The 23,699-nt window shown below is 68.4% G+C and carries 20 protein-coding genes and 1 pseudogene; 13 read left to right on the forward strand and 8 right to left on the reverse strand.

Annotated features, from left to right (window positions below):
• Window positions 1-76: 76 nt before the first annotated feature.
• Window positions 77-1,066: an ABC transporter substrate-binding protein gene (locus BCR55_RS17740; protein ID WP_065495191.1), complete on the forward strand. Its 990-nt coding sequence runs from the start codon at window positions 77-79 to the stop codon at window positions 1,064-1,066.
• A 17-nt stretch (window positions 1,067-1,083) separates the two neighbouring features.
• Here BCR55_RS17740 and BCR55_RS17745 read toward each other — a convergent pair whose 3' ends face one another.
• Window positions 1,084-1,458, reverse strand: a complete 375-nt coding sequence (locus BCR55_RS17745; RefSeq protein ID WP_065495193.1) for a phage protein NinX family protein — start codon at window positions 1,456-1,458, stop codon at window positions 1,084-1,086.
• A 199-nt stretch (window positions 1,459-1,657) separates the two neighbouring features.
• Between BCR55_RS17745 and BCR55_RS17750 the strand changes: the two genes are divergently transcribed.
• From BCR55_RS17750 to BCR55_RS17775, 6 genes are all read left to right on the forward strand, one after another.
• On the forward strand, window positions 1,658-2,725 hold the full coding sequence (locus tag BCR55_RS17750; protein WP_065495194.1) for an ABC transporter substrate-binding protein: 1,068 nt from the start codon (window positions 1,658-1,660) through the stop codon (window positions 2,723-2,725).
• 14 nt (window positions 2,726-2,739) lie between these two features.
• Window positions 2,740-3,582 carry an ABC transporter permease gene (locus BCR55_RS17755; protein WP_065495196.1) on the forward strand — a complete coding sequence of 281 codons (843 nt, stop codon included), beginning with the start codon at window positions 2,740-2,742 and terminating at the stop codon, window positions 3,580-3,582.
• 33 nt (window positions 3,583-3,615) lie between these two features.
• Window positions 3,616-4,440: an ABC transporter permease gene (locus tag BCR55_RS17760; RefSeq protein WP_053298733.1), complete on the forward strand. Its 825-nt coding sequence runs from the start codon at window positions 3,616-3,618 to the stop codon at window positions 4,438-4,440.
• Window positions 4,441-4,477: 37 nt separating this feature from the next.
• Window positions 4,478-5,323, forward strand: a complete 846-nt coding sequence (locus BCR55_RS17765) for an ABC transporter ATP-binding protein (RefSeq protein WP_006411670.1) — start codon at window positions 4,478-4,480, stop codon at window positions 5,321-5,323.
• Window positions 5,324-5,471: 148 nt separating this feature from the next.
• Complete coding sequence (locus BCR55_RS17770; RefSeq protein ID WP_065495198.1) at window positions 5,472-6,416, forward strand: TauD/TfdA family dioxygenase; 945 nt, start codon at window positions 5,472-5,474, stop codon at window positions 6,414-6,416.
• A 174-nt stretch (window positions 6,417-6,590) separates the two neighbouring features.
• The gene (locus BCR55_RS17775; protein WP_065495202.1) at window positions 6,591-7,538 is read left to right on the forward strand and encodes a TauD/TfdA family dioxygenase; all 948 of its coding nucleotides are present in this window, start codon (window positions 6,591-6,593) and stop codon (window positions 7,536-7,538) included.
• Between the two features lie 72 nt (window positions 7,539-7,610).
• Here the strand turns inward: BCR55_RS17775 and BCR55_RS17780 are convergent.
• Window positions 7,611-9,271 (reverse strand): annotated as a pseudogene (locus BCR55_RS17780) (ABC transporter substrate-binding protein).
• A 279-nt stretch (window positions 9,272-9,550) separates the two neighbouring features.
• Between BCR55_RS17780 and BCR55_RS17785 the strand changes: the two are divergent.
• Together BCR55_RS17785 and BCR55_RS17790 are read left to right on the forward strand one after the other, a co-directional pair.
• Window positions 9,551-9,958, forward strand: coding sequence for a DUF427 domain-containing protein (locus tag BCR55_RS17785; protein WP_006411674.1), 408 nt, complete (start codon window positions 9,551-9,553; stop codon window positions 9,956-9,958).
• A 259-nt stretch (window positions 9,959-10,217) separates the two neighbouring features.
• A complete protein-coding gene (locus BCR55_RS17790; RefSeq protein WP_065495210.1) occupies window positions 10,218-11,207 on the forward strand; it encodes a sulfonate ABC transporter substrate-binding protein in 990 nt (329 codons plus the stop codon).
• A 21-nt stretch (window positions 11,208-11,228) separates the two neighbouring features.
• Here BCR55_RS17790 and BCR55_RS17795 read toward each other — a convergent pair whose 3' ends face one another.
• Window positions 11,229-11,810: a putative glycolipid-binding domain-containing protein gene (locus BCR55_RS17795; protein WP_059936473.1), complete on the reverse strand. Its 582-nt coding sequence runs from the start codon at window positions 11,808-11,810 to the stop codon at window positions 11,229-11,231.
• Window positions 11,811-12,054: 244 nt separating this feature from the next.
• On the opposite strand from BCR55_RS17795, the gene BCR55_RS17800 reads away from it, so the two are divergent.
• Window positions 12,055-13,224 carry an MFS transporter gene (locus BCR55_RS17800; RefSeq protein WP_059936470.1) on the forward strand — a complete coding sequence of 390 codons (1,170 nt, stop codon included), beginning with the start codon at window positions 12,055-12,057 and terminating at the stop codon, window positions 13,222-13,224.
• On the opposite strand, the gene BCR55_RS17805 is transcribed toward BCR55_RS17800, so the two are convergent.
• On the reverse strand, window positions 13,206-14,363 hold the full coding sequence (locus BCR55_RS17805) for an iron-containing alcohol dehydrogenase (RefSeq protein WP_053298741.1): 1,158 nt from the start codon (window positions 14,361-14,363) through the stop codon (window positions 13,206-13,208). The genes BCR55_RS17800 and BCR55_RS17805 overlap by 19 nt on opposite strands.
• Before the next feature lie 356 nt (window positions 14,364-14,719).
• On the opposite strand from BCR55_RS17805, the gene BCR55_RS17810 reads away from it, so the two are divergent.
• A complete protein-coding gene (locus BCR55_RS17810; protein WP_006399703.1) occupies window positions 14,720-16,108 on the forward strand; it encodes a uracil-xanthine permease family protein in 1,389 nt (462 codons plus the stop codon).
• A gap of 296 nt (window positions 16,109-16,404) precedes the next feature.
• Window positions 16,405-16,674 carry a hypothetical protein gene (locus BCR55_RS17815; RefSeq protein ID WP_006403923.1) on the forward strand — a complete coding sequence of 90 codons (270 nt, stop codon included), beginning with the start codon at window positions 16,405-16,407 and terminating at the stop codon, window positions 16,672-16,674.
• 370 nt (window positions 16,675-17,044) lie between these two features.
• Here BCR55_RS17815 and BCR55_RS17820 read toward each other — a convergent pair whose 3' ends face one another.
• The 3 genes from BCR55_RS17820 to BCR55_RS17830 all read right to left on the reverse strand — a co-directional run bounded on the left by BCR55_RS17820 (window position 17,045) and on the right by BCR55_RS17830 (window position 21,218).
• Complete coding sequence (locus BCR55_RS17820; RefSeq protein WP_065495212.1) at window positions 17,045-18,229, reverse strand: fumarylacetoacetate hydrolase family protein; 1,185 nt, start codon at window positions 18,227-18,229, stop codon at window positions 17,045-17,047.
• A 24-nt stretch (window positions 18,230-18,253) separates the two neighbouring features.
• Window positions 18,254-20,035 carry an IlvD/Edd family dehydratase gene (locus BCR55_RS17825; RefSeq protein WP_065495215.1) on the reverse strand — a complete coding sequence of 594 codons (1,782 nt, stop codon included), beginning with the start codon at window positions 20,033-20,035 and terminating at the stop codon, window positions 18,254-18,256.
• Window positions 20,036-20,216: 181 nt separating this feature from the next.
• Entirely contained in the window at window positions 20,217-21,218 is a 1,002-nt protein-coding gene (locus BCR55_RS17830) for a LacI family DNA-binding transcriptional regulator (protein ID WP_053298746.1), read from the reverse strand.
• Window positions 21,219-21,582: 364 nt separating this feature from the next.
• On the opposite strand from BCR55_RS17830, the gene BCR55_RS17835 reads away from it, so the two are divergent.
• Window positions 21,583-22,935, forward strand: coding sequence for an MFS transporter (locus tag BCR55_RS17835; protein ID WP_006409882.1), 1,353 nt, complete (start codon window positions 21,583-21,585; stop codon window positions 22,933-22,935).
• A gap of 293 nt (window positions 22,936-23,228) precedes the next feature.
• Here the strand turns inward: BCR55_RS17835 and BCR55_RS17840 are convergent, their stop codons facing one another.
• Window positions 23,229-23,633 carry a RidA family protein gene (locus tag BCR55_RS17840; protein ID WP_006409886.1) on the reverse strand — a complete coding sequence of 135 codons (405 nt, stop codon included), beginning with the start codon at window positions 23,631-23,633 and terminating at the stop codon, window positions 23,229-23,231.
• Between the last annotated feature and the right edge of the window lie 66 nt (window positions 23,634-23,699).

Raw genomic sequence — 23,699 nt, forward strand, 5'->3', positions numbered from 1 at the left:
TTTGTCTGCGCGAGGCCGAATCCGTAATCTGCCCGTCAGCCGCGCATCCCGCGCGGATGACCGAGGACCCGCCGCCATGCATTCGTCTCCGTCCCGCAGCCGACGCGGCGCACTGCTGCGCGTCGCGGCCGTCGCCGCCGCACCGCTGACCGGCGGCATTGCGCTATCCGTGCGCGCGGCCGGCACCGATGTGTCGGGCGTCACGCTCGTGCTCGGCGATCAGGCAGGCGGACTGCGTGCACTCGCCGAAGCGGCGCGGGTGCTCGACGGCGTGCCGTACCGGTTCCGCTGGGCGAATTTTCAGGGCGCCGCGCCGCTGTTCGAAGCGCACCGCGCGGGCGCGATCGATCTCGCACCGGCCGGCGACCTGCCCGTGCTGACCGCCGCGCTCGGCGATCCGGCGCTGCGGATCGTCGCGACGCGCGTCGGCTCGCCGACCTCACTCGGCATCGTCGTGCAGCCCGACTCGCCGGTGCGCACGGTCGCGGACCTGAAAGGACGCACCGTCGTCGTATCGTCGGCGCGCGGCAGCATCTCGCAGTATCAGCTGTACGGCGCGCTGCGCGAACACGGGCTCGCCCCGGCCGACGTCGACGTGCGCTTCGTGCTGCCCGTCGACGCGTTCGCCGCGTTCGAGGCGAAGCAGATCGCGATCTGGGCGACCTTCGATCCGTACTACGGACATGTGGTGCGACGCGGTGCGCGCGTCGTGCGCGACGGCAGCGGCATCAATTCGGGACTCGCGTTTCTCACGTCGCCGGTCGACACGTTGAACGACCGCGCGAAACGCGCGGCGCTCACCGACGTGCTCGCACGGCTCACGCGCGCCGGTCAATGGGCGCTGTCGCATCCGGCCGACTACGCGAACGTCTATGCAACGCTCACGCGCCTGCCGCCCGATGCAGCCGCCGATATCGCGCGCCGTGCGGCGCTCGCGCAGCGCAGCGTGTCGCGCGCCGACATCGACGTGCTGCAACGCGTCGCGGACCGTGCGGCGGCCGATGCGATCCTGCCGAAACGGGTCGATGTCGCGTCGATCGCGATACCGGACGTTTCCGCGACGTAGCGCACAGCGCTCAGCCCTCAGCGCGGTTTCGACATGTCGAGATCCGGCACGTCGTCGCCGAACGTCGAGGCGACCAGCGTGCGCATCGCGGCGACCAGCAGCGTCGGCCCCGACTGGTTGAACGTGCAGCGCTCGCCCGCGGCCGGCACCGCGCGATGCAGCACGGCGCGCCACGGGCCGCGCCCGCCCTCGCGCTCGAACGCGGCGAACGGCAGCCGCTCGACGATCGGGCCGCCGTCGGCCCACGACGACGACGGCGCGAACGGCACGGGCGCGCCGCCCGACTCGCCAGCCACCGTGCAGCCCGACGCATCGACGCGCGGCGCAGCGCGATCTATCGCCATCGCCACCCAGTAATCCAGCGCCGCGCCCGTCAGATCCTCGACTTGCATGCCCGCCTCCGCTCCGTGTTCAACGACGGCATCGCGCCCGCCGCGCGCACCGCGCCTCCCCGCCACCGTCTTTGATCGCCGCATCAACGCGATAAGCATAGTTCAAATCGTTGTTTGTCCGTGCCGGGAGCGTCATCGAGAATGACTCGACGGGTTCGCGCCCGCTTCGTTCCCCTGACGTTTCCACTTCGATCGATCCATGCTTCCACTGCGTCTGCTGCGATCGCTGCTGATCGCCTCCATCTTCGCGCTGCCGGCCGCCGCCGCGCACGCGGACAAACCCGCCGTCATCCGCATCGGCGTCGCGCAGCAAGGTGCCGGCGATCCGCCGACCTTCGGCGGCTCGTCCGCCGCGACCGTGCAATTGCAGCAGCTCGTCGAGAAGGAATTCGCGGCCGACGGCATCAAGGTGCAGTGGCTGTTCTTCAAGGGCGCCGGGCCGGCCGTCAACGAAGCGATCGCCAACAAGGCGCTCGACTTCGCGTACCAGGGCGACCTGCCCGCCGTGCTCGCGCGCGCCAACGGGCTCAAGACGCATCTGCTGCTTGCCACCAGCGTCCGCTCGGGCGTCAAGATCGCGGTGCCGCCCGATTCCGACATCAAGTCGATCAAGGACCTGAAGGGCCGCCGCGTCTCGATCTTCCGCGGCACGAACCTGCAGCTCGTCGCCGACAACGCGCTCGCGAAGAACGGGCTCGACGAACGCGACCTGCGCGTGACCAACCTCGACACCGCGAGCGCGCTGGCCGCGCTCGCGTCGAAGGGCATCGACGCGTCGGTGAACGACTACCAGCTGTACAAGCTGCGCGACGCGGGGCTCGCGAAAATCATCTACGAATCGCAGAACGACGGCCCGCAGTTCACGCGTCAGACGCACCTGCTCGTGCTGGACGATTTCGAGCGCGCGCATCCGGACATCGTGCAGCGCGTGGTCGACGCGGTCGTGAAAGGCGCGCGCTGGTCGTCCGACGAAGCGAACCGCGATGCGCTGTTCAAGTTGTGGGCGAAGAGCGGCGTGCCGGTGTCGTCCTGGCAGGCCGACTATGCGAACCAGCGCCTGAAGGATCGCCTGTCGCCGCTGATCGACCCGTTCCTCGTCGCGCGCTACAAGGCCGTCGCGCAGGATGCGCTGCGGCTGAAGCTGATCCGCCAGCCGATCGACGTCGACGGCTGGTTCGAGCCGAAGTATCTCGACAACGCGCTGCGCGCGCAGAAGCTCCAACAGTACTGGCCGCGCTACGACGCGTCAGGCAAGCCGCTGTCCTGAACCGGAGTCCACCGATGAGCGACACCGCGATCCCGATCCCGTCGTCCGACCTGCATGCGCTCGGCGCGTCGTCGCGCCGTCGCGCGGCCGTGAAGCGGCTGGCGTGGCTGCTCGCGCCGTGGGCACTGCCCGCGCTGCTGTTCGCGCTATGGAGCGTCGGCAGCGCGCGCGGCTGGATCGCGCCGCAGATCCTGCCGCCGCCCGATCAGATCTATCAGGCGCTCGCCGAACTCGCGGCGAGCGGCGATCTCCTGCGCCATACGCTGATCAGCCTGCAGCGCGTGCTGGTCGGTTTCGCGGCCGGCACGCTGCTCGGCTTCGCGATCGGCGCGGCGCTCGGCCTGTCGCGGACGTTCGAAGCATACGTGCTGCCGAGCTTCAATGCGCTGGTGCAGATTCCGGTGCTCGGCTGGCTGCCATTCCTGCTGCTGCTCGTCGGCGTCGGGGAGCCGCTCAAGTACCTGCTGATCGCGCATGCGGCATTGGTACCGGTCACGCTGAGTACGCTGCAAGGCTTTCGTCAGACGCCCGCCGCGCTCGACGAGGTCGCGCGCGGATTCGGCTACACGCGCCGCCAGCGCATCGTTCACGTCGTGCTGCCGGCCGCCGTGCCGACACTCGCGACCGGCGTGCGGCTCGCGTTCACGAAGTCGTGGCTCGCGCTCGTCGTCGTCGAACTCGTCGCGTCGTCGGAAGGACTGGGCTACCTGATCGTGTACGGCCGGCAACTGTTCCAGCTCGATCTCGTGATGGCCGCCGTCGTCGTGGTCGGCGCGGTCGGCCTGTTGATCAACCGGCTGCTCGACGCGCTCGAAGCGCGCCTGCGGCGCGGCGTGCCGTCCGCGTTTCGCGGCTGACGCCGCGCGCCGCGCTTCCCGAGGAATCCTGTCATGCCGCATTCTGCTACGCCGATATCGCACGACGCACCGCGCGCTACCGTCTTGACGCGACGCCGCCAAGCGCGCGACTGGCGCGGCCTCGTGCTGCCGCTCGCCGCGGTCGCGATCTGGTGGGCGATCGCATCCGCACATCTGGTCAACAGCGGGCTGCTCGTCAGCCCCGCCGACGTGCTGCACACCGCATGGACACAGATCGCGAGCGGCGCGCTGCTCCGCGCGCTGTCGGCGTCGCTTGCGCGCGAAGCATGCGGCTTCGCGATCGGCGCGACGGGCGGGCTGCTGCTCGGCACCGCGCTCGGTTTGTCACGCGTCGCGACGCGCGTCGTCGGCCCGAGTTTCGACACCTTCAAGCAGATCTCGCTGTTCGCGTGGATCCCGCTGATCTCCGTCTGGTTCGGCCTCGGCGACGTCGCGAAGGTCGTGTTCCTGTCGCTCGCCGCGCTGCTGCCGGTCGCCGCGCATACCTGCGACGGCATTCACGCGGTGCCGCGCGCGTATGTCGACGTCGCCCGTGCGCTGCGCTATTCGCGGCTTCAGCTCGTGCGCCACGTGATCCTGCCCGCCGCGCTGCCGTCGATCTTCACCGGGCTCTATCTCGGCCTCATCTATTCATGGCTCGCGACGCTCGGCGCCGAATATCTGCTGGTCGCGGGCAGCGGCATCGGCAACACGCTGATCGACGGCAGCGAGCAGTTCCGCATGGATCTCGTGCTGTTCGGGATCATCGTCGTCGGCGCGACCGGATGGGCGCTGAACGCGCTCGCCCGCGCGCTCGAGCGCAAGGTGCTCGCGCAGCGCGGCGACCTGAACGCCTGATCGTCCCTTTCCCCGTGACTTCCTACGCCTCTCCGCCATGACGACCCTCGCCTCCGATTCGCTCGACATCCTTCACGTGAGCAAACGCTATGCGCAGCGCGGCGCCTCGCTCGCCGTGCTCGACGACGTGTCGCTGCACGTGCGCGCCGGCGAGTTCGTCACGATCGTCGGGGCGAGCGGCTGCGGCAAGTCGACACTGCTGCGGCTGATCGCGGGGCTCGACACCGACTATGCCGGCGAGATCCGCGCGGGCGACGAGGTCGTACGCGACACGTCGCTGCAGCGCGGCATCGTGTTCCAGGATCACCGGCTGTTCCCGTGGCTGACCGTCGCGCAGAACATCGAGGCCGCGCTGCGCAACGCGCCACTCGATGCGCAGCAGAAGCGCCGTGCGGTGGTGGATCACATCGCGCTCGTTGGGCTGAACGGCTTCGAGCACGCGTATCCGAACCAGTTGTCGGGCGGGATGGCACAGCGCGTCGCGATCGCGCGCGGCCTCGTGAATCGTCCGCGCGTGCTGCTGCTCGACGAGCCGTTCGGCGCGCTCGACGCGCAGACGCGCGCGCGCATGCAGAACGAGCTGCTGCGCATCTGGGAACAGGAGCGCATCACGATGATCCTCGTCACGCACGACGTCGACGAAGCCGTCTATCTCGGCGATCGCGTCGTCACGATGGCGCCGCGCCCCGGCCGCATCGAGCGCATCGTCGACGTCGCGCTGCCGCGCCCGCGCCGCCGCGATTCGCCGGAGTTCGCGCGGCTGCGCGCCACGGTGCTCGCCGACTTCGACGACGGCGGCGACGGCGATCTCCCGGGTGGCACGCCTGCGCGGGCCGATACGCCGCACGCGCAGCGGATCGGCGCGTGGCGGCTCGCCTGGTAGGCACCCGCGCACGCGTCGTTGCATCGCACTCCCGCGCATATCGATCGTTCGCATCCGCACGCTAAGGTTGTGACGATTGATCGGTTCCGGTTCCGCGCGGTCCCTGCTTGAATGGAAACCCGAACGTCCTCACCTCAGGAGACTCCCGATGTCCGAAGTCCAGCACGCCGCTCACCCGTCATCGCACGCCGCGCCGCGCACGGCCGCTGCCCCGCTCCAGCTTCGTCAGGTCGCCGGCAGGATCGGCGCCGAAATCTCCGGCGTGCGGCTGTCGGCCACGCTCGACGATGCGACGTTCGACGCGATCCAGGCCGCGCTGCTGCGCCACAAGGTGCTGTTCTTCCGCGGCCAGCATCATCTCGACGATGCCGCGCAGGAAGCGTTCGCGCGCCGCTTCGGCGACACCGTCGCGCATCCGACCGTGCCGTCCGTCGACGGCAGCGCACATCTGCTCGAACTCGATTCCGCGCACGGCGCGCGCGCCAACTCGTGGCACACCGACGTGACCTTCGTCGACGCGTATCCGAAGATCTCGATCCTGCGTGCCATCGTGATCCCGCCCGTCGGCGGCGACACGGTCTGGGCCAACACGGCGGCCGCGTATGCGCATCTGCCCGACACGCTGCGCACGCTCGCCGATACGCTGTGGGCCATCCATACGAACGCGTACGACTACGCGTCGACGCACGTGCACGCCGACGAAACGCAACTGAAGCGCTACCGCGAAGTGTTCACCTCGACCGTCTACGAGACCGAGCACCCGGTCGTGCGCGTGCATCCCGAAACGGGCGAGCGCACGCTCGTGCTCGGCCACTTCGTGCAGCGGATCAAGAGCCTGTCGACGCAGGATTCCGCGCATCTGCTGCAGGTCTTCCACGAACACGTGACGCGCCTGGAAAACACCGTGCGCTGGAGCTGGCAGGAAGGCGACGTCGCGATCTGGGACAACCGCGCGACGCAGCATTACGCGATCAACGACTACGGCGATGCGCGCCGCGTCGTGCGTCGCGCGACCGTTCACGGCGACGTGCCGGTCGCCATCGACGGCCGGCAAAGCGTCGTGCTGAAAGGGCCGGGCACCACGCTGCAGTAATGCAGTCATGCGTGTCGCGCAGGCCGGAACGGCGATGCGTCGCCGTCCGTGCCTGCGCGGCCGCCCGTGCCGCGTTACCGGAAACCCGACCATGCATCCACGTCCGCCAAACCGGCTCGCCAGCCTGTCGCGATGTCGGCCGTTCGTTCCGTTCACTTCCGCCAGGAGCGTCGCATGAGTGCCCTACTCGAACCCGCCGGCCAGCCGATCGACGTGATTCCGCTGTCCGCCCACATCGGCGCGGAGATTCGCGGCGTCGACCTGACCCAGCCGCTGACCTCCGGGCAGATCGCCGCGATCCGCGACGCACTGCTGAAATGGCGCGTGATCTTCTTCCGCGAACAATTCCTCACGCACGAGCAGCACGTCGCGTTCTCCGCGCAGTTCGGGGAACCGACGGTCGGCCATCCGGTATTCGGACATGTCGAAGGACACCCCGCCGTCTACTCGATCGCGAAGCACCGCAAGGCGACGCGCTTCGAAGGCGAACCGGTGCGACGGCCGTGGACCGGCTGGCATACCGACGTCACCGCGGCCGTGAATCCGCCGTGGGCGTCGATCCTGCGCGGCGTGACGATTCCGCCGTACGGCGACGACACGCAGTGGACCAATCTCGTGCGCGCGTACGAGACGCTGTCCGCGCCGCTGCGCGGCTTCGTCGACGGGCTGCGCGGCATTCACCGCTTCACGCCGCCGGCCGGCGCGCGCGCGACCGGCGCTTTCGACGAAGCCGTCGAGCGGCGTCCGCTCGTGACCGAGCACCCGCTCGTGCGCGTCCATCCGGAAACCGGCGAGCGTGCGCTGTACGTGAGTCCGAGTTTCCTGAAATCGATCGTCGGGCTGACGCCGCGCGAGAGCCAGGCACTGCTCGAACTGCTGTGGGAACACGTGACGCGGCCGGAATTCACGATCCGCTTCAAGTGGGAACCGCGCAGCATCGCGTTCTGGGACAACCGCGCGACGGCCCATCTCGCGCCCGTCGACATCTTCGATCTCGACTTCGATCGCCAGCTCTACCGCACCACGCTCGTCGGCGACGTGCCGGTCGGCCCGGACGGACGGCCGTCGGTCGCACTCGAAGGCTCGCCGGTGGAGGCCGCGGCGGCGGTCGCGCTCAACTGACGCGTCACGCGCGCACGGACCGGCGCGCCGGTCCGTCGTCGCCAGCACCGCGATTCACCGCGCCACTGCGCATCATTCGAGCCACACGCCGTCGAACCGATGCCCGCCGAGCGGCGAAAACACGAGCCCGTGCACACGCTTCGACACCGGCAGCGACACGATCGACGTCGCGATCGGCGTGAACGGCACCTGATCCTTGAACACGACCTGCGCCTGCTCGTACAGCGCCGTGCGCTTCGCGACGTCGGCATTCGTGCGCGCCGCGTCGACGAGCCGCTCGAAATCCGCGTTGCACCACTTCGCGAGATTGCTGCCGTGCACGGCGTCGCAGCCGAGCAGCGCGCCGAGCCAGTTGTCGGGATCGCCGTTGTCGCCGGACCAGCCGTACAGGATCGCGTCGTGCTGGCCGTCCTGCTTCGCGCGCCGGTTGTATTCGCCCCACTCGTAGCTGACGATCTTCGCGCGCACGCCGATCTTCGCCCAGTCCTGCTGGATCAGTTGCGCCATCAGCTGCGCGTTCGGGTTGTACGGCCGCTGCACGGGCATCGCCCACAGCGTCAGGTCGAAGCCGTTCGGGAATCCCGCGCGCGCGAGCAGCGCCTTCGCGGCAGCCGGATCGTGCGGCGCATCCTTCAGGCGCGGGTTGTACGACCATTGCGCCGGCGGCATCGGGTTGGTCGCGATCGCGCGTCGCCGTTGAAGACGGTCCTCAGGATCGCAGCCTTGTCGATCGCCATGTCGAGCGCGCGCCGCACGTCGACGCGATCGAGCGGCGGATGCTGCGTGTTGTACGCGACGAAGCCGACGTTGAACCCCGTTGCAGAGAACAACGTGAGCGACGGATTGCGCCGCACCGTGTCGAGATCGGCCGGGCGCGGGAATACCGACACCTGGCACTCGCCGCTCGTCAGCTTGTGCAGGCGCGTCGCCGGATCGGGCGTGATCGAGAACACCAGATGCGCGAGCTTCACGTCGTCGGGCTTCCAGTAGTCGGGATTCGCGTCGTAGCGGATCACCGCGTCCTTCTGATACGCGCGCAACTGAAACGGGCCCGTGCCGACCGGAAACTGGTTGATGTCGGCCTCGCGATGGCGCGCGGCAAGCTGCGACGCATATTCGGCCGACAGGATCGACGCGAAGGCCATCGCGAGATTGCGCACGAACACGACGTCGGGCTCTTTCAGCGCGAAGCGCACCGTGTAGTCGTCGACCTTTTCGATGCGTTCGATATTGCGGTCGAAGCCGAGGTCGCTGAAGTACGGAAAGCTGACCGGGTATGTCTTGCGGAACGGATCGTCGCGATCGAGCATCCGGCGGAACGTGAAGACGACGTCGTCGGCCTGGAACGCGCGCGTCGGCTTGAACCATGCGGTCGTCTGGAATTTCACGCCGCGCCGCAGGTGGAACGTGTAGACGCGCTGGTCGGCCGACACGTCCCAGCTCGTCGCCAGCCCCGGCTCGAGGTCGAGCGTGCCGCGCCGGAACTGCACGAGTTCGTTGTAGATCGTATGCGTGCTCGCGTCGAAATCGGTGCTCGTCGTGTGCTGGCCGGGATCGAAACCGGCCGGGCTGCCTTCGCTGCAGAACACGAGCGTGTTGCCGGCCGGCGCGGCAAGCGCGGGCGACGCGGCCCCGGCCAGCATCAGCGACGCGGCGACGCAGCGAAGCGCGCTCGCGAACGGCGATACGTTGCGCGCGCGACGCGCGGCGGGCGAGATCAAGCGGATATTCATGGCGATCGAAACGGACGGCGTTCATACGAATGAAGACGGACGATCTTCGCGCCTGTCCCGCCGATCGCGAACCAATCGATTCGCTATTGCTTATCGCGATCGCTGCATCCCGGCGCCGTTGCATGAAAACGTCCGCGCGAGCGCCGGGGCGAGCCTGGCGTCATCCGGCCCCTGCAGGTTCTGCGGAATCGGCGCATCGTATCGGTTGGCCGGCCGGTCTCCGGCGCACGCATGCCGGGATACGCCGCCTTCGCCCCGCCCATACCAGGAGGACACACGATGCCTGACAGCCCCGATCCGCAATCGCGCCCCGTGAAGACGCCGGGCCCCGACCATCCGATCACGGTCTCGCCGCACCGCTCGCGCGTAGTCGTTACCGTGGCCGGCCGCACCGTCGCCGATACGCAGCGTGCGCTGGCGCTGCGCGAGGCCAGCTACCCGGCCGTCCTGTACATTCCGCGCGAGGATGTCGACATGGCACTGCTGCAACGCACCGACCATGCGACGTACTGTCCGTACAAGGGCGACTGCGCGTACTACTCGATCCCGTCCGGCGGCGCGCGCGCGGTCAATGCGGTCTGGACGTACGAACATCCGTATCCGGCCGTCGAAGCGATTCGCGGGCACCTCGCGTTCTATCCCGATCGCGTCGATTCGATCGTCGACAACGCGGCCGGCCCGGATTGAGCGTCGACGGCGCCCTGCCTGCATGCCGCCGCCGCGATGCGATGCGCGCTGCGCCGCCGCACATCGCGCGAGCCGCTTTCGCACTGCGCCGCGGCTGATTTGCATATGCGGATTCGTTGGTTGGCCGCCGGCGCGCGCCGACGTATCGTGCTGAGTCCGGCGCGGACCGCCGGTTGCGCGCATCGCCGCATCCGGTCCCGCCGTGCGCCGACCGCGCCGCATTCGCGCGCGGCCCGCTTTCCGCACGCAGGACGCTTCCATGAACGACACATCGCACGCATACGTCGAAACAGGCGCAGCGAACGCGCAGCGCCGCCGCTGGCTGCAACGCGCGGCCGCCGGCGTCGCCGGGCTCGCGCTCGGGCCGCTCGCGGGGCTGCCCGCGCATGCGCAGGGCACCACACGGTTGCGCATCGGTTTCCAGAAATACGGCAACTTCGTCGTGCTGAAGGCGCGCGGCACGCTCGAAAAACGGCTCGCGAGCCAGGGCGTCGCCGTGCAATGGCTCGAGTTTCCGGCCGGCCCGCAACTGCTCGAAGGACTGAACGCCGGCGCGATCGACGTCGGCACGGTCGGCGAAACGCCGCCGATCTTCGCGCAGGCGGCCGGCGTCGATTTCGTCTATATCGGCAACGAGCCGCCTGCGCCGCACGGCGAGGCGATCGTCGTGCTGCCCGACTCGCCGATTCGCAGCGTCGCGCAGCTGCGCGGCAAGAAGGTCGCGTTCAACAAGGGATCGAACGTTCACTATCTGCTCGTGAAGGCGCTGCAGCAGGCAGGCCTCGCCTACACCGACATCCAGCCGATCTATCTGACGCCGGCCGATGCGCGCGCCGCGTTCGTGCAGCGCAACGTCGACGCGTGGGTGATCTGGGATCCCTATCTCGCCGCGGCCGAACGGCAGCTCGGCGCGCGCGTGATCGCGAACGGCGACGGGCTCGTACGCAATACGCAGTACTACCTTGCCGCACGCAAGTACGCGGCCGCACAGCCGCAGGTGCTGCGCGCGCTGCTCGACGAGATCGACGCGGTCGATCGCTGGGGACGCGACCATGTGGCCGACGTCGCCACGCTGCTGTCGCCGCTCGTCGGCCTCGACGCGCCGACGCTCGAAGTCGCGCTCAAGCGCACCGGCTACGGCGTGCAGCCGATCGCGGACGCGACGCTCGCATATCAGCAGAACATCGCCGACACGTTCAGCACGCTGAAGCTGATTCCGGGCAAGATCAGCGTCGCGTCCGCGCGCTGAGCAGCCGCGACGCGCGTTGCATTACGACGCGTGCGTCGCGCCGATGCGTCGCCACTCGTCGTAGTCGATCACGAGGCCCGCTGCGTCGACCGTGAGGTCGGCCGCATACGTGCCGCTCTCGTAGCGGTACGCGTTCGGTGCGATCCGCGTGTAGCGCTGCTCGCCGCACACGATGTCGAACGCCGGAAAGCGCAGCCATGCGGTCCGGATCGCGGCGGCATCGCCGACTTTCAGTGCAAGGCGACGGATCGGCAGCGTGTTCGTCGACGGACTGAAGCCGAGATCGACGTCGGTCGCGCCGTCGAGCGCGGGCGCGTCGACGCCGTCGATCGTCCATCGGCCGCCGTCGCAGCGCAGCTCGATCTGCCGCGCGGCCGCCCCGATCCAGCGCGTCACGCGCGCCGATCGCGTGAGCCAGTCGGCATCGCATGCGATCGCGTAGTCGACGCGAAACGGCGTGCCGTCGATCGCACCGGCGACGTTCCCCGACAACTCGATACCGTCGCGCCCATCGACGAGCCGGCACCATTCGGCCGCGTGCCAGGTCTGCGCGATCTGCCATGCGACGCAGTGCGTATGGGTCGGTTCGTGCCGTTGCGTCATTCGTTGCCTCCGTTCGATTGCCGTCGTACGCCGCAGTGCAGACGCCATGGAGGCGATTCTCGCGCATCGTGCGGCGTCTGCGTACGGGTAGGACGGACCGATCTTGCATGCGCGCCGGCGGTGCGCTAACGTGCGCGTTTCCGGGATAACCGAAGCCTCGCGTCGAAACCCATCCGTCGATTCGATCCGACGCGGCCGTCCGTTGCCGGGCCCCGCCGCGTCGCGCGTACTGGAGGGGTCTGCGTTGGACGTTCGCGTTTACCTGCTCGCCGCCGCCGTGTTTCTCGCCGGCGTCGCCGAAAACATCTGCGTCGGCATCCTGCCGGCGATCTCCGCCGGTCTTGACGTATCGGTCGCGGCCGCCGGCCAGCTCACGACGATCTTCTCCGCCGTATTCGCACTCGCCGCGCTCGTCGCGGCCGCCGTCGTCGCGCGCATCGAACGGCGCACGGCCCTGCTCGCGTCGCTCGCCACATTTGCAGCCGCAAACCTGCTCGCCGCGGCGAGCGCCGGGTATGCGAGCCTGTTCGCCGCGCGCATGGTGATGGCCGCGAGCTGCGCGATGCTGATCCTCGTCGCGACGCGCCTGGCGGCCGAGCTCGCGACGCCGGCGCAGCGCGGCCGCGCGATCGGCATCGTGTTCATGGGAATCAGCGCGTCGCTCGTGCTCGGCGTGCCGATCGGGATGCGGATCGCCGACTGGGCCGGCTGGCGTGCCGTGTTCGCGTCGATCGCGGTGCCCGCGCTGCCGCTCGCGGTCTGGCTCGGCCGCCGGCTGCCGCGCATCGCGGCCGTCGATGCCGGCGACACCGCGCCGCGCGCGCACGCGCCGCCGTATCGCGCCGTGCTCGGCCGCCCGACGCTGGTCGCCGCGCAGCTCGTGTCGGTCGCGATGATCGGTGGGCACTTCACGCTGTTCTCGTATCTGACGCCGTATCTGCAGGCGGTGCTATCGCCCGGCGCCGCCGCGCTCGAAGCGTTGTACGTCGCGTTCGGCATCGCGGGCGTGATCGGCGCGTGGGCCGGCGGCGCACTGTCCGACCGGCTCGGCGCGCGACGCGCGCTCGTCGCCTGCCCGGCGCTGTTCGTCGTCGCGATGGCCGTGCTGCCGGCCGCCGCCGCGACGCCGCTCGCATTCGTACCCGCGATGATGCTATGGGCTGCGGTCAGCTGGGCGATCTCGCCGATCGCGCAGAGCCATCTGATCCACGCGGCGCCCGCGCTCGCCGATGCGAGCGTCGGCATCAACGTGTCCGCGATGCATGCGGGCGTCGCGCTCGGCTCCGCATTCGGCGGCGTACTCGTCGAGCGCGGCGCGCTGCTGCTCGCACCGTGGGCCGGCTGCGCGCTGGTCGCGCTCGCGCTGGGCTGCGCGTGCGTCGCCGCGCGATCCGCTCACCACGCGCGCCGATAGATCTCGAGCGCGTCGGCCTCCGTCACTTCGCGCGGATTGTTGACGAGCAGGCGCGTCTGCAGCATCGCGTCCGCGGCCATCCGCGGCAGATCGCCTTCGCCGATGCCGACCTCGCGCAGCGTACGCGGAATGCCGGTCGCGACGATCAGCCGGTCGATCTCGTCGATCAGCGCATGCGTCTTCGCCTCGTCGCTGCCCGTCGCCGACGGCGCGACGATCGCCGCGAGTTCCGCATAGTGCGGCGCGGCCGCTTCCGCGTTGAAGCGCAGCACATGCGGCAGCACGAGCGCGTTCGACAGCCCGTGCGGCACGTGAAAAATGCCGCCGACCGGATACGCGAGCGCATGCACGGCCGCGACCGGCGCGTTCGCGAACGCCTGCCCCGCGAACATCGCGCCGACCAGCATCGCTTCGCGCGCGTGCCGGTCGTGGCCGTCGCCGCATGCGGCGAGCAGATTGCGCGACAGCAGCGTCAGCGCCTGCACGGCCAGCATGTCGGACACCGGATTCTTCAGCCGCGCGGACGTGTAGGCCTCGATTGCATGCACCATCGCGTCGATGCCGGTCGCGGCGGTCGCCGCGCGCGGCAGCCCGAGCGTCAGCTCGGCGTCGAGGATCGCTACGTCGGCGAACAGATGCGGCGACACGACGCCCATCTTGCGCGCCTCGCCCACCGTGACGATCGACACGGCCGTCACCTCCGAGCCGGTGCCGGCCGTCGTCGGCATCTGCACCAGCGGCAGCCGCTCGGTGTCGACCTTGTCGACGCCGTACATGTCGGCGAGCGCCTGCCGCCCCGGCGCGAGCACGGCGATCAGCTTCGCGACGTCCATCGACGAACCGCCGCCGAGACCCAGCACGATTTGCGCATCGGCCGCGACCGCGCGCGCCGTCGCGTCGAGCACCACGCGCTCGGGCGGATCGGCGATCACGTCGTCGATCACGGTCACCTGCCAGCCGTGCGCGGCGAGACTGTCGAGCGCGGGCGCGAGCACGCCGCTGCGGTGCAGGAACGCGTCGGTCACCACGCACAGCCGCGCCAGCGCCGGAAAGCGCTCGCGCAGCAGCGCGCCGAGCCGGCGCGCGGCGCCGTATTCGACGATCAGCGTCGGGACGGTGCGGAATTGAAACGGGTTCATCGGGCCTCCGGTGGCGTCGCCGTGCCGGGGTCCGGCTGCACGATGCGGCGGGCGCGGCGGGCGAGCCATCGAATGATCGCGCCGACGCCGCGCCGCTGCAAATGCGGCGTTTCCCGATGGGCGACGGCAGCGGTGCGGCGTGGCCGCGCATGCTGCGCGGGCCACGAACGCGACGCGGTACGACTGCCGGCGACTACCGGTCCGCCCGACGGCCGCGCGCGCCAACGGCCTGCCGCATCGCTTGCCGCGTGCGTGCCGCACGCCGCCGCGCGGCCCGAATACCGGCGATCCGCGCCGGCGCCGTCGGGCCCTTCGGCTAAAATGCCGCACTTTCCATCCTGTCCGGCCCGCTCGCCATGCAACCCGCCTCCCACGCCCAATCCGCCTCCCACGGCGCCGACGATGCAGAATCGGCGCGCGACCTCGTCTACGGCCCGAACGACCGCCCTGCGCCGATGGTCGCGTTCGTCGCCGCGCTCCAGCATCTGCTCGCGATCATCGTGCCGATCGTCACGCCCGGCCTGCTGATCTGCCAGGCGCTCGGCGTGTCGAGCCACGACACGACGCTGATCGTCTCGATGTCGCTCGTCATCTCGGGCATCGCGACCTTCGTCCAGTGCAAACGTTTCGGCCCGCTCGGCGCCGGGCTGCTGATCGTCCAGGGCACGAGCTTCAACTTCGTCGGCCCGCTGATCGCGGGCGGCAGCCTGATGGTCAAGCAAGGCACGCCGGTCGAGACCGTGATGGCCGCGATCTTCGGCGTCGTGATCGCGGGATCGTTCGTCGAAATGGGCGTGTCGCGCATCCTGCCGTTCGTGAAGCGGCTGATCACGCCGCTCGTCACGGGCATCGTCGTGCTGCTGATCGGCCTCACGCTGATCAAGGTCGGGCTCATCAGCATGGGCGGCGGCTACGGCGCGATGGCGAAAGGCACGTTCGCGAGCGCGCAAAACCTGACGCTGTCGTGCCTCGTGCTCGGCACGATCATCCTGCTGAACCGCGTGCCCGTCGTCTGGGTGCGCAGCACCGCGCTCGTCATCGCGCTCGCGATCGGCTACGCCGCCGCCGCGTTCCTCGGCCGCCTCGATTTCACCGGCATGCATCAGGCCGCCGTGTTCCAGGTGCCGACGCCGCTGCATTTCGGGATCGGCTTCTCGTGGTCGCTGTTCGTGCCGATGCTGATCATCTACCTCGTCACCTCGCTCGAAGCGATCGGCGACGTCACGGCCACCAGCAAGATCTCGAAGGAGCCCGTCGAAGGCCCGGTGTGGATGCAGCGGATCAAGGGCGGCGTGCTCGTGAACGGCGCGAACTCGCTGCTCGCCGGCGTGTTCAACACGTTCCCGAGCTCGGTGTTCGCGCAGAACAACGGCGTGATCCAGATCACGGGCGTCGCGAGCCGCTACGTCGGCATCTGGATTGCCGCGATGCTCGTCGTGCTCGGCCTCTTCCCCGTCGTCGCCGGCGCGCTGCAGGCGGTTCCGGAACCGGTCCTGGGCGGCGCGGCGATGGTGATGTTCGGCGCGGTCGCGGCCTCCGGCATCAACATCCTCGCGGGCATCCAGCTCGATCGGCGCGCGCTGCTGATCATCGCGGTGTCGCTCGCGCTCGGTCTCGGCGTATCGCAGGTGCCCGACATCCTGAACAGCCTGCCGCACGCGCTGAAGAACGTGCTCGAATCGGGCGTCGCGACGGGCGGCATCTGCGCGCTCGTCATGAACTGGTTCTTGCCTGAGAAGAAGTAATCAAAACAACACGGCGGCCCGCAGCGCGGGCCGCTTATTTCCCCACTTTCCCCATCGCCATGCCCGCCGTATGCGGCCGCGCGTCTCGTCCCTTAATTCTGGGAACAAAATTTGTTACCTGAAAACGACCGTGGCACTATTTAATTGTTTTGACGGATTAAGCAATCCCGGCGAATATTCGCGTCACCCGCCAGTTAGCAGTTCCCGAAAACATCGCTAGTGGAAACAAAAAACGTCTTATAGGCCGGGCGCCTCACGCTGCTTCACCACTGTTTTTAACGATTCAAGGGGAAGACATGACGCCTTTGTCACAGAGTCTGCGTACCAAGCAGTCAACAAACGTATCCAACGCGACGCCCGTCTTCTGGAAGTCGGCGCCGCTCGTCGCCGAACCGGAAGAGCCGAAACCGCCGACGCCGGATCTGCGTGACTTCTTCGCCGCCGCGGCCCTGCAGGGCCTGCTGTCGCGCGACGCCGGCCGCAACGTGTCGACGATCGCCGACTACGAATCGAAACGGGCGGTTTGTGCGTACCGGCTGGCAGACGAGATGCTGAAAGCGCGATAAAGAAAAGCCGGTTTTCGCACGGCGGATGCGCAATCGCCGACTCGGGGGACGGGAATGGAAATTGCGCAATCCGTACGGTGCAACGACACCCCAATCGCTCAGTTTTAATATGACGATTGGGGTGTTTTTCATTGATGAACGATTATATGAACCGGTGATGACGAGAATATCCGGTTATTCGATTTTGCTTATTCCCGGTATCCGCAAACGATTCAAATGGCGCCGCGTTTCGCCGCGCCGTATCGGCAGCCGATAATCGGCGCGGTTTTGCATCGCGCCGTTCCTCCGAACCAAGACTTTCCTTTCGCGAATGCGCCGCTCGGCTGCCGCACGCGTCGTGGTCCGTCGCCACGGCGAACCGGCCGGCCGGTTACTGCGCACCCAGCAGCCCGCGCTGCGCGAGGTTGCGATAGAGCGCGCGCACGCCGAACGTCCACGGCGCGACCTCCGTGCATCGCTTGACCGTATTGACGAGCGCACCGAGCTGCGGCGCCGAGATCGTTACCACATCGCCGACGTGGTGCGTGAAGCCGCCGCCCGGCGTGTCGCGATCCGCGATCGGCGAGAACATCGTGCCGAGAAACAGCATGAAGCCGTCCGGATACTGATGATGCGCGCCATACGTTTGCGCGACGAGATCGGTCGGATCGCGGCTGATCTCGCGCATGTGGCTGATGCCGTCGAGCACGAAGTCGTCGTCCGCGCCTTCGACGCGCAGCGACACGCTCGCGCTGCGCACCGAATCGAGCGTAAAGCGCGCATCGAACACGCGCACGAACGGGCCGATCGCGCACGACGCGTTGTTGTCCTTGCACTTGCCGAGCAGCAGCGCCGAGCGCCCCTCGATGTCGCGCAGATTCACGTCGTTGCCGAGCGTCGCGCCGACGATCTCGCCGCGCGCGTTGACCGCGAGCACGATCTCGGGCTCCGGGTTGTTCCAGACCGATGCCGGCAGCAATCCGACGTCCGCGCCGAAACCGACCGCCGACATCGGCTGCGATTTCGAGAACACCTCGGCGTCGGGGCCGATGCCGACTTCCAGATACTGGGACCACGCGCCGCGCCGCTGCAGTTCGTCCTTCAGCCGCATCGCGGCATCGGAGCCCGGCCGGATCTTCGACAGATCCGCGCCGATCACGCTGCTGATCGTGTCGCGTACCGCGCGCGCCTTCGCCGGATCGCCGCTCGCCTGCTCCTCGATCACGCGCTCGACGAGGCTCACCGCGAACGTCACGCCGCATGCCTTGATCGCCTGCACGTCGCACGGCGCGAGCAGCGTCGGGCCCGCGCCGCTGCCGTCGCGCGTCGCGGCGAGCAGCGCGTCGGCGCGACCGAGCGATTCGCCGGCCGCATGGCGCACGACGTCGAGCAGATCCGCGCGGTCGAACAGATCGGCCGTCGTCGGCACCGTGCGCGTGATGTCGAACACCTCGCCGCGCCTCACGACGACGACGCTCGGCCCCGCGTGCGCGCCATCGCGGCGCCACACGCGTCCGACGAGCAGCGCGTCGTCGAGATCGGTCGGCAGACAAGCGGAAACAGGAAGCGTATTCATGGCGGTATTCCGTCGGTTAGCGGATCAATGGGAATGACGCGGCTCGCCGCGCTCGGCGATCACCTTCAGATACAAGGTCGCGGGCTCGAGGCAGCCGCCGGTCGACAGTTGCCCGACGAACTGTCGATACAGTTCCTGCCAAGGCGTTTGCGACGGCGGCACCTGGAATTCGGCGGATTCGCGGCGGCGCGCCAGCTCGTCGTCCGGCACCAGCACGTCGACGCGCCGCGCGTTCAGATCGACGCGAATCCGGTCGTTCGTGCGCAGCAGCGCGAGGCCGCCGCCCGCCGCCGCTTCCGGCGACATGTTGAGGATCGACGGGCTCGCCGACGTGCCGCTCTGACGGCCGTCGCCCATGCAGGGCAGCGATTCGACACCGCGCTTGACGAGCTCCGCCGGCGGCGCCATGTTGACGACCTCCGCACTGCCCGGATAGCCGACCGTCCCGCAGCCGCGGATCACGAGGATGCATCGCTCGTCGATCGCGAGCGCCGGATCGTTGATCCGCGCACGATAGTCCTCGGGGCCGTCGAACACGATCGCACGCGCCTCGAAGACGTTTTCCGCGCCCGGTTCGCTCAGATACGTGCGGCGGAACGCGTCGCCGACGACGGACATCTTCATGATCGCGCTGTCGAAGAAGTTGCCCGACAGCACGATGAAGCCCGCGCCGTGCTTCAGCGGCGCATCGTGCGGCCGGATCACGTCGCCGTCCGCGGCCGGTGCCGCCGCCACGATGTCGGCGATCGTGCGGCCCGACACGGTCATGCAGCCGCGATGAATCAGTCCGGCGGCGTCGAGCTGCCGCAGGATCGCGGGCACGCCGCCCGCGCGATGGAAGCTCTCGCCCAGATATTCGCCGGCCGGCATGCAGTTCGCGAGCAGCGGCACCTGTTCGCCGACGCGCTGCCAGTCGGCGAGGCTCAGCTCGACGCCCATGTGCCGCGCAATCGCGATCAGGTGCGGCGGACAGTTCGTCGACGCACCGAGCGCCGACGCGACGACGATCGCATTCTCGAACGCGTCGCGCGTCATGATCTGCGACGGGCGCACGTCGTCGCGAACCAGATCGACGATGCGCTTGCCGGTCGCATACGCCATCTGCCCGCGCTCGCGATACGCGGCCGGTATGCTCGCGCAGCCGGGCAGCGACATGCCGAGCGCCTCGGCCAGACAGTTCATCGAGAGCGCGGTGCCCATCGTGTTGCAGTGTCCGATCGATGGCGACGATGCGGTCGTCAGGCGCATGAACCCTTCGTAGTCGATTTCGCCGGCCGCGAGCAGATTGCGTGCATGCCAGATCACGGTGCCCGAGCCGACGCGCTTGCCTTCGTGCCAGCCGTCGAGCATCGGGCCGCCGGACAGCACGATCGCCGGCAGATCGACTGTCGCGGCCGCCATCAGGCAGGCGGGCGTCGTCTTGTCGCAACCGGTGGTCAGCACGACGCCGTCGAGCGGAAAGCCGTGCAGGATTTCGACGAGGCCGAGATAGGCGAGATTGCGGTCGAGCGCGGCGGTCGGACGCCGGCTTTGCTCGGCGAGCGGATGCACCGGGAATTCCATCGGAATGCCGCCGGCGTCGCGAATGCCGGCCTTCACGCGCTCGGCGAGCGCGATGTGGTGACGGTTGCACGGCGCGAGGTCGCTGCCCGTCTGCGCGATGCCGATGATCGGCCGGCCCGATTGCAGCTCTTCGCGCGTGAGACCGTAGTTCATGAATCGCTCGACATAGAGCGCCGTCATGTCGGCATGCGACGGATCGTCGAACCACTCCTGGCTGCGCAGCCTGCGCGGGGATTGCGTCATGTCTCCTTCTCCTGCTTTTCTGCTCCGGACGCGCCGGACTCCGTACCGGCCGCTTCGTCGCCGCACGCGCCGAATAGTTACCGGTAACATCAGCGCCGATACTAGCACGCGTCGGCGCGTCGCACCAAGCATCGACGATAGGAAAGCAGGCGCCGCCGCGCGACGCGATCGTCGCGCCGCGCTACGCGCTGTCGCGCTCGACGATGCCGTACTCGATCCGCACCTTCTTCGCGACGCGCGCCGATTCCGCGGCGTCGGCGTCGCCCGCGTCGAGCGCCGCGAGCAGCATCTCGCCGGTACGGCGCCCGATGCCGAGTGCGTCGACGGACATCGTCGTGATCGTCGGATGGCAGCACGACGCGACCTCGAAATTGCCGAAGCCGGCGATCGCGATGTCGTCCGGCACCGCGAGCCCGCGCCGATGACACTCCATGATCGCGCCGAATGCCGACATGTCGCTGACGCACATCACCGCCTGCGTGTCCGGCCATTGCGCGAGCAGCGCGGCCATCGCGGGGCCGCCGTGACTCATCGTCACGGGCGCATCGCCGAGCCGCACGACGCGCGGAGCGAGGCCGAGCGCCTTCATCTCCTGCTGATAGCCGCGCAGCCGCTCGAGGCCGCGCCGGTCGAGATCGCCGGCGCCCGCGAGAAAGCCGATACGCCGATGTCCTTTGCCCGCGAGGTAGCGCACCATTTCGCGCGCGGCCTTCGCGTTCGAGAAGCCGACGACGCGATCGACCGGATCGGCCGGCCAGTCCCACATCTCGACGATCGGTACGTCCGTGCGCTCGAGCAGTTGCCGCGTCGCGTCGGTATGCTGCGCGCCCGTCAGCGCGATCGCACGCGGCTGATAGCGCAGCAGCTGGCGCACCAGACGTTCCTCGCGCTCGAGCGAATAATCGGTGTCGCCGATGAGCAACTGCAGGCCGTGCGGTTCGAGCGCCTCGGTCAGGCCCTGCACCGTATCCGAGAAGTTCGAACTCGACAGCGACGGCACCAGCACCGCGACGAACTCCGAACGCCCGGACGACAGCGCGCCGGCCGCCGCATCGGCCACGTAGCCGAGCTGCTCGATCGCGCGCTGCACGCGCTCGCGCGTTGCCGCCGACACGCTGCGATCGGCAAGCACGCGCGAGACGGTCATCTTCGACACGCCGGCCAGGCGCGCGACGTCGGACATGCGGGGCGGTGTGGTCTTGGTAGCGGCGGCGGATTTGGCCATCGACGATCGGAGCGGGGTTGAAACGACCGTATGATAGCCGCAAGCGGCGGCCCGCCGGCATCGCGGGCGAGTGTCGCCGCAGCGTCGCCCCCTCCTCTCACCCTCGCGCTGCGCAGCCTTGGCGGCCGCTTCGCACATCGATATTCATGTCGCGTATCCACGGCATGCGCGGGTAATCCCGAATCCCGATCGCCACGCAAACCGCACCGATCCGGCTTGCCGCGGCCGACCGCGCGTGCTACTTTAGTTACCGGTAACATTTCAGCCGGGCAGCCAACGTGCGCAACGCTCCGGCACACAAGTACAAATCCGGAGACACGTCATGCCCATACTCACCGAGACCGCGGCATCGGCCGCGCCTGTCGACGAAACCGAAGAGCGCGTCTATCGCAAGGTGCTGCGCCGCGTGCTGCCGCTCTTGCTGCTCTGCTACGTGGTCGCGTACCTCGACCGCGTCAACGTCGGTTTCGCGAAGCTGCAGATGCTCGATTCGCTCGGCCTCAGCGATACCATCTACGCCGTCGGCGCCAGCATCTTCTTCTGGGGATACTTTCTGTTCGAAATCCCGAGCAATCTGTTGCTGCATCGCTACGGCGCGCGGTTCTGGATCGCGCGGATCATGATCACGTGGGGCATCGTCTCGTCGTCGCTCGCGTTCATCGCGCCGCTCGCGCGGTTCTTTCACGTCGAAGCGTCGACGATGTTCTACATCCTGCGGTTCCTGCTCGGTGCATGCGAGGCCGGTTTCTTTCCGGGCGTGATCCTGTACATGAACTACTGGTTCCCTGCGCGCCGCCAGAGCACCGCGATGTCCGGGTTCCTGATCGCGATTCCGGTGAGCCTCACGCTCGGCGGCATCGTCTCCGGCTGGCTGATGGAAAACACGCACGGGCTGCTCGGCCTCGGCGGCTGGCAGTGGATGCTGCTGCTCGAAGGCATTCCGTCGATTCTCGTCGCGTTCGTCGTGCTCGCGTTCATGGGCGACGGCATCGCGTCCGCGAAGTGGCTGTCCGCGAGCGAAAAGGCGCTGCTGCAGCGCAATCTCGAACAGGAAAGCACGCGCAAGACGCACAGCATCGGCGCGGCGTTTCGCAATCCGCACGTCTGGCTGCTCACGTTCATTCTGCTCACGTTCAACACGGGCTTTTACGGGCTCGCGTTCTGGTTGCCGTCGATCATTCGCGCGTCGGGCGTGCAAAGCCCGCTGAGCATCGGGCTGCTGACCGCGATTCCGTATCTGAGCGCCGTCGTCGCGATGCTGTGGAATGCCGCGCATTCGCGCCGTACCGGCGAGCGGCGGCTGCATGCGGCGATTCCGGCCGGCATCGGCGGCGTCGGACTGATGCTCAGCGCGTTCTTCGCGAGCAACGTGCCGCTGTCGATCCTGTTCCTGACGATCTCGACCTGCGCGATCCTCGGCCTGATGCCGATCTACTGGACGTTCCCCGGCCAGATTCTCGCCGGCACGGCCGCCGCGGCCGGCATCGCGCTGATCAACTCGATCGGCAACCTGTCCGGTTTCACCGGCTCGATGATTACGAGCGTCGCGAAAAACCTGACCGGCAACATCAACAACGGCACGTATGCGCTCGGCGCGTGCCTGCTCGTCAGCTGCGTGCTGATTCTCGCGATTCCGAAACGGCTGCTCGACAACCGCGTCGACGAGCGGGAGTGAGGTCGGCGGGTCGGCATTCGGCGGTGCGGCGAACGCGTGTCGAACGGTTCGCGGACGCGCACCTGCCGGGGAAATATGCGCGCTTGCCGGAACGCGGCGCGCATTCGCGTTTGCGTCCGATCGGCTAACGCAACGCCGAAAGCTGCACGCTCCCTTCTTCTTCGATCGCCTGTGCGTCGTCATCGACGCGGCGCACCGCGCGGCCGATGCGTCATCGATCGGCTTCGATGCCGGTTATCGCGTTCGCGAATCGTCTGCTTCAACTGGCGCCGCTCGCTAATACGGCGGCTCGCTCACCCGGCCGACCTCGAATCCGAGACGACCGCAATCGCTTCGACTTCGATCAGCGCATCCGGCGAAAACAGCGCGGACACCTCGACGAGGCTCTCCGCCGGATACGGCGCGGTAAACCATTTCCGCCGAACATCGACCATCTTGTCGAGATACGACATCGACGACAGGAATACGGTCGTCTTCACGACGCGATCCATGCCGGAGCCGGCCGCCTGCAGCACGCGTGCGAGATTGCCGAACGCGCGCTCGGCCTGACGGTCGAAGTCGCCCGGCCCGTCGATCTCGCCATCCTCGCCGATCGCCGGCTGGCCGGAAACGAATACGAAGTCGCCGACACGGATTGCCTGTGATAATAGGAACGGCGCATAAGGGTCCGGATTCGTGTGGACTTGCTCGATTTTCATGCGGATCTCCCGATTCGGTTCATCGTGGGGACGGCAGTATCGGTCGAGCGCCCGCGCACAACAAAT

Source organism: Burkholderia sp. CCA53, from assembly GCF_001685525.1.
GTDB classification, from domain to species: domain Bacteria; phylum Pseudomonadota; class Gammaproteobacteria; order Burkholderiales; family Burkholderiaceae; genus Burkholderia; species Burkholderia multivorans.

Excerpts from the sequence above, each read along its gene's own strand:
- BCR55_RS17750 (WP_065495194.1), top strand. The coding sequence starts at position 1,658 with ATGCTTCCACTGCGTCTGCTGCGATCGCTGCTGATCGCCTCCATCTTC.
- BCR55_RS17805 (WP_053298741.1), bottom strand. The coding sequence starts at position 14,363 with ATGAACCCGTTTCAATTCCGCACCGTCCCGACGCTGATCGTCGAATAC.
- BCR55_RS17740 (WP_065495191.1), top strand. The coding sequence starts at position 77 with ATGCATTCGTCTCCGTCCCGCAGCCGACGCGGCGCACTGCTGCGCGTC.
- BCR55_RS17765 (WP_006411670.1), top strand. The coding sequence starts at position 4,478 with ATGACGACCCTCGCCTCCGATTCGCTCGACATCCTTCACGTGAGCAAA.
- BCR55_RS17815 (WP_006403923.1), top strand. The coding sequence starts at position 16,405 with ATGACGCCTTTGTCACAGAGTCTGCGTACCAAGCAGTCAACAAACGTA.
- BCR55_RS17795 (WP_059936473.1), bottom strand. The coding sequence starts at position 11,810 with ATGACGCAACGGCACGAACCGACCCATACGCACTGCGTCGCATGGCAG.
- BCR55_RS17810 (WP_006399703.1), top strand. The coding sequence starts at position 14,720 with ATGCAACCCGCCTCCCACGCCCAATCCGCCTCCCACGGCGCCGACGAT.
- BCR55_RS17785 (WP_006411674.1), top strand. The coding sequence starts at position 9,551 with ATGCCTGACAGCCCCGATCCGCAATCGCGCCCCGTGAAGACGCCGGGC.
- BCR55_RS17755 (WP_065495196.1), top strand. The coding sequence starts at position 2,740 with ATGAGCGACACCGCGATCCCGATCCCGTCGTCCGACCTGCATGCGCTC.
- BCR55_RS17820 (WP_065495212.1), bottom strand. The coding sequence starts at position 18,229 with ATGAATACGCTTCCTGTTTCCGCTTGTCTGCCGACCGATCTCGACGAC.
- BCR55_RS17840 (WP_006409886.1), bottom strand. The coding sequence starts at position 23,633 with ATGAAAATCGAGCAAGTCCACACGAATCCGGACCCTTATGCGCCGTTC.
- BCR55_RS17760 (WP_053298733.1), top strand. The coding sequence starts at position 3,616 with ATGCCGCATTCTGCTACGCCGATATCGCACGACGCACCGCGCGCTACC.
- BCR55_RS17790 (WP_065495210.1), top strand. The coding sequence starts at position 10,218 with ATGAACGACACATCGCACGCATACGTCGAAACAGGCGCAGCGAACGCG.
- BCR55_RS17775 (WP_065495202.1), top strand. The coding sequence starts at position 6,591 with ATGAGTGCCCTACTCGAACCCGCCGGCCAGCCGATCGACGTGATTCCG.
- BCR55_RS17830 (WP_053298746.1), bottom strand. The coding sequence starts at position 21,218 with ATGTCCGACGTCGCGCGCCTGGCCGGCGTGTCGAAGATGACCGTCTCG.
- BCR55_RS17825 (WP_065495215.1), bottom strand. The coding sequence starts at position 20,035 with ATGACGCAATCCCCGCGCAGGCTGCGCAGCCAGGAGTGGTTCGACGAT.
- BCR55_RS17835 (WP_006409882.1), top strand. The coding sequence starts at position 21,583 with ATGCCCATACTCACCGAGACCGCGGCATCGGCCGCGCCTGTCGACGAA.
- BCR55_RS17770 (WP_065495198.1), top strand. The coding sequence starts at position 5,472 with ATGTCCGAAGTCCAGCACGCCGCTCACCCGTCATCGCACGCCGCGCCG.
- BCR55_RS17745 (WP_065495193.1), bottom strand. The coding sequence starts at position 1,458 with ATGCAAGTCGAGGATCTGACGGGCGCGGCGCTGGATTACTGGGTGGCG.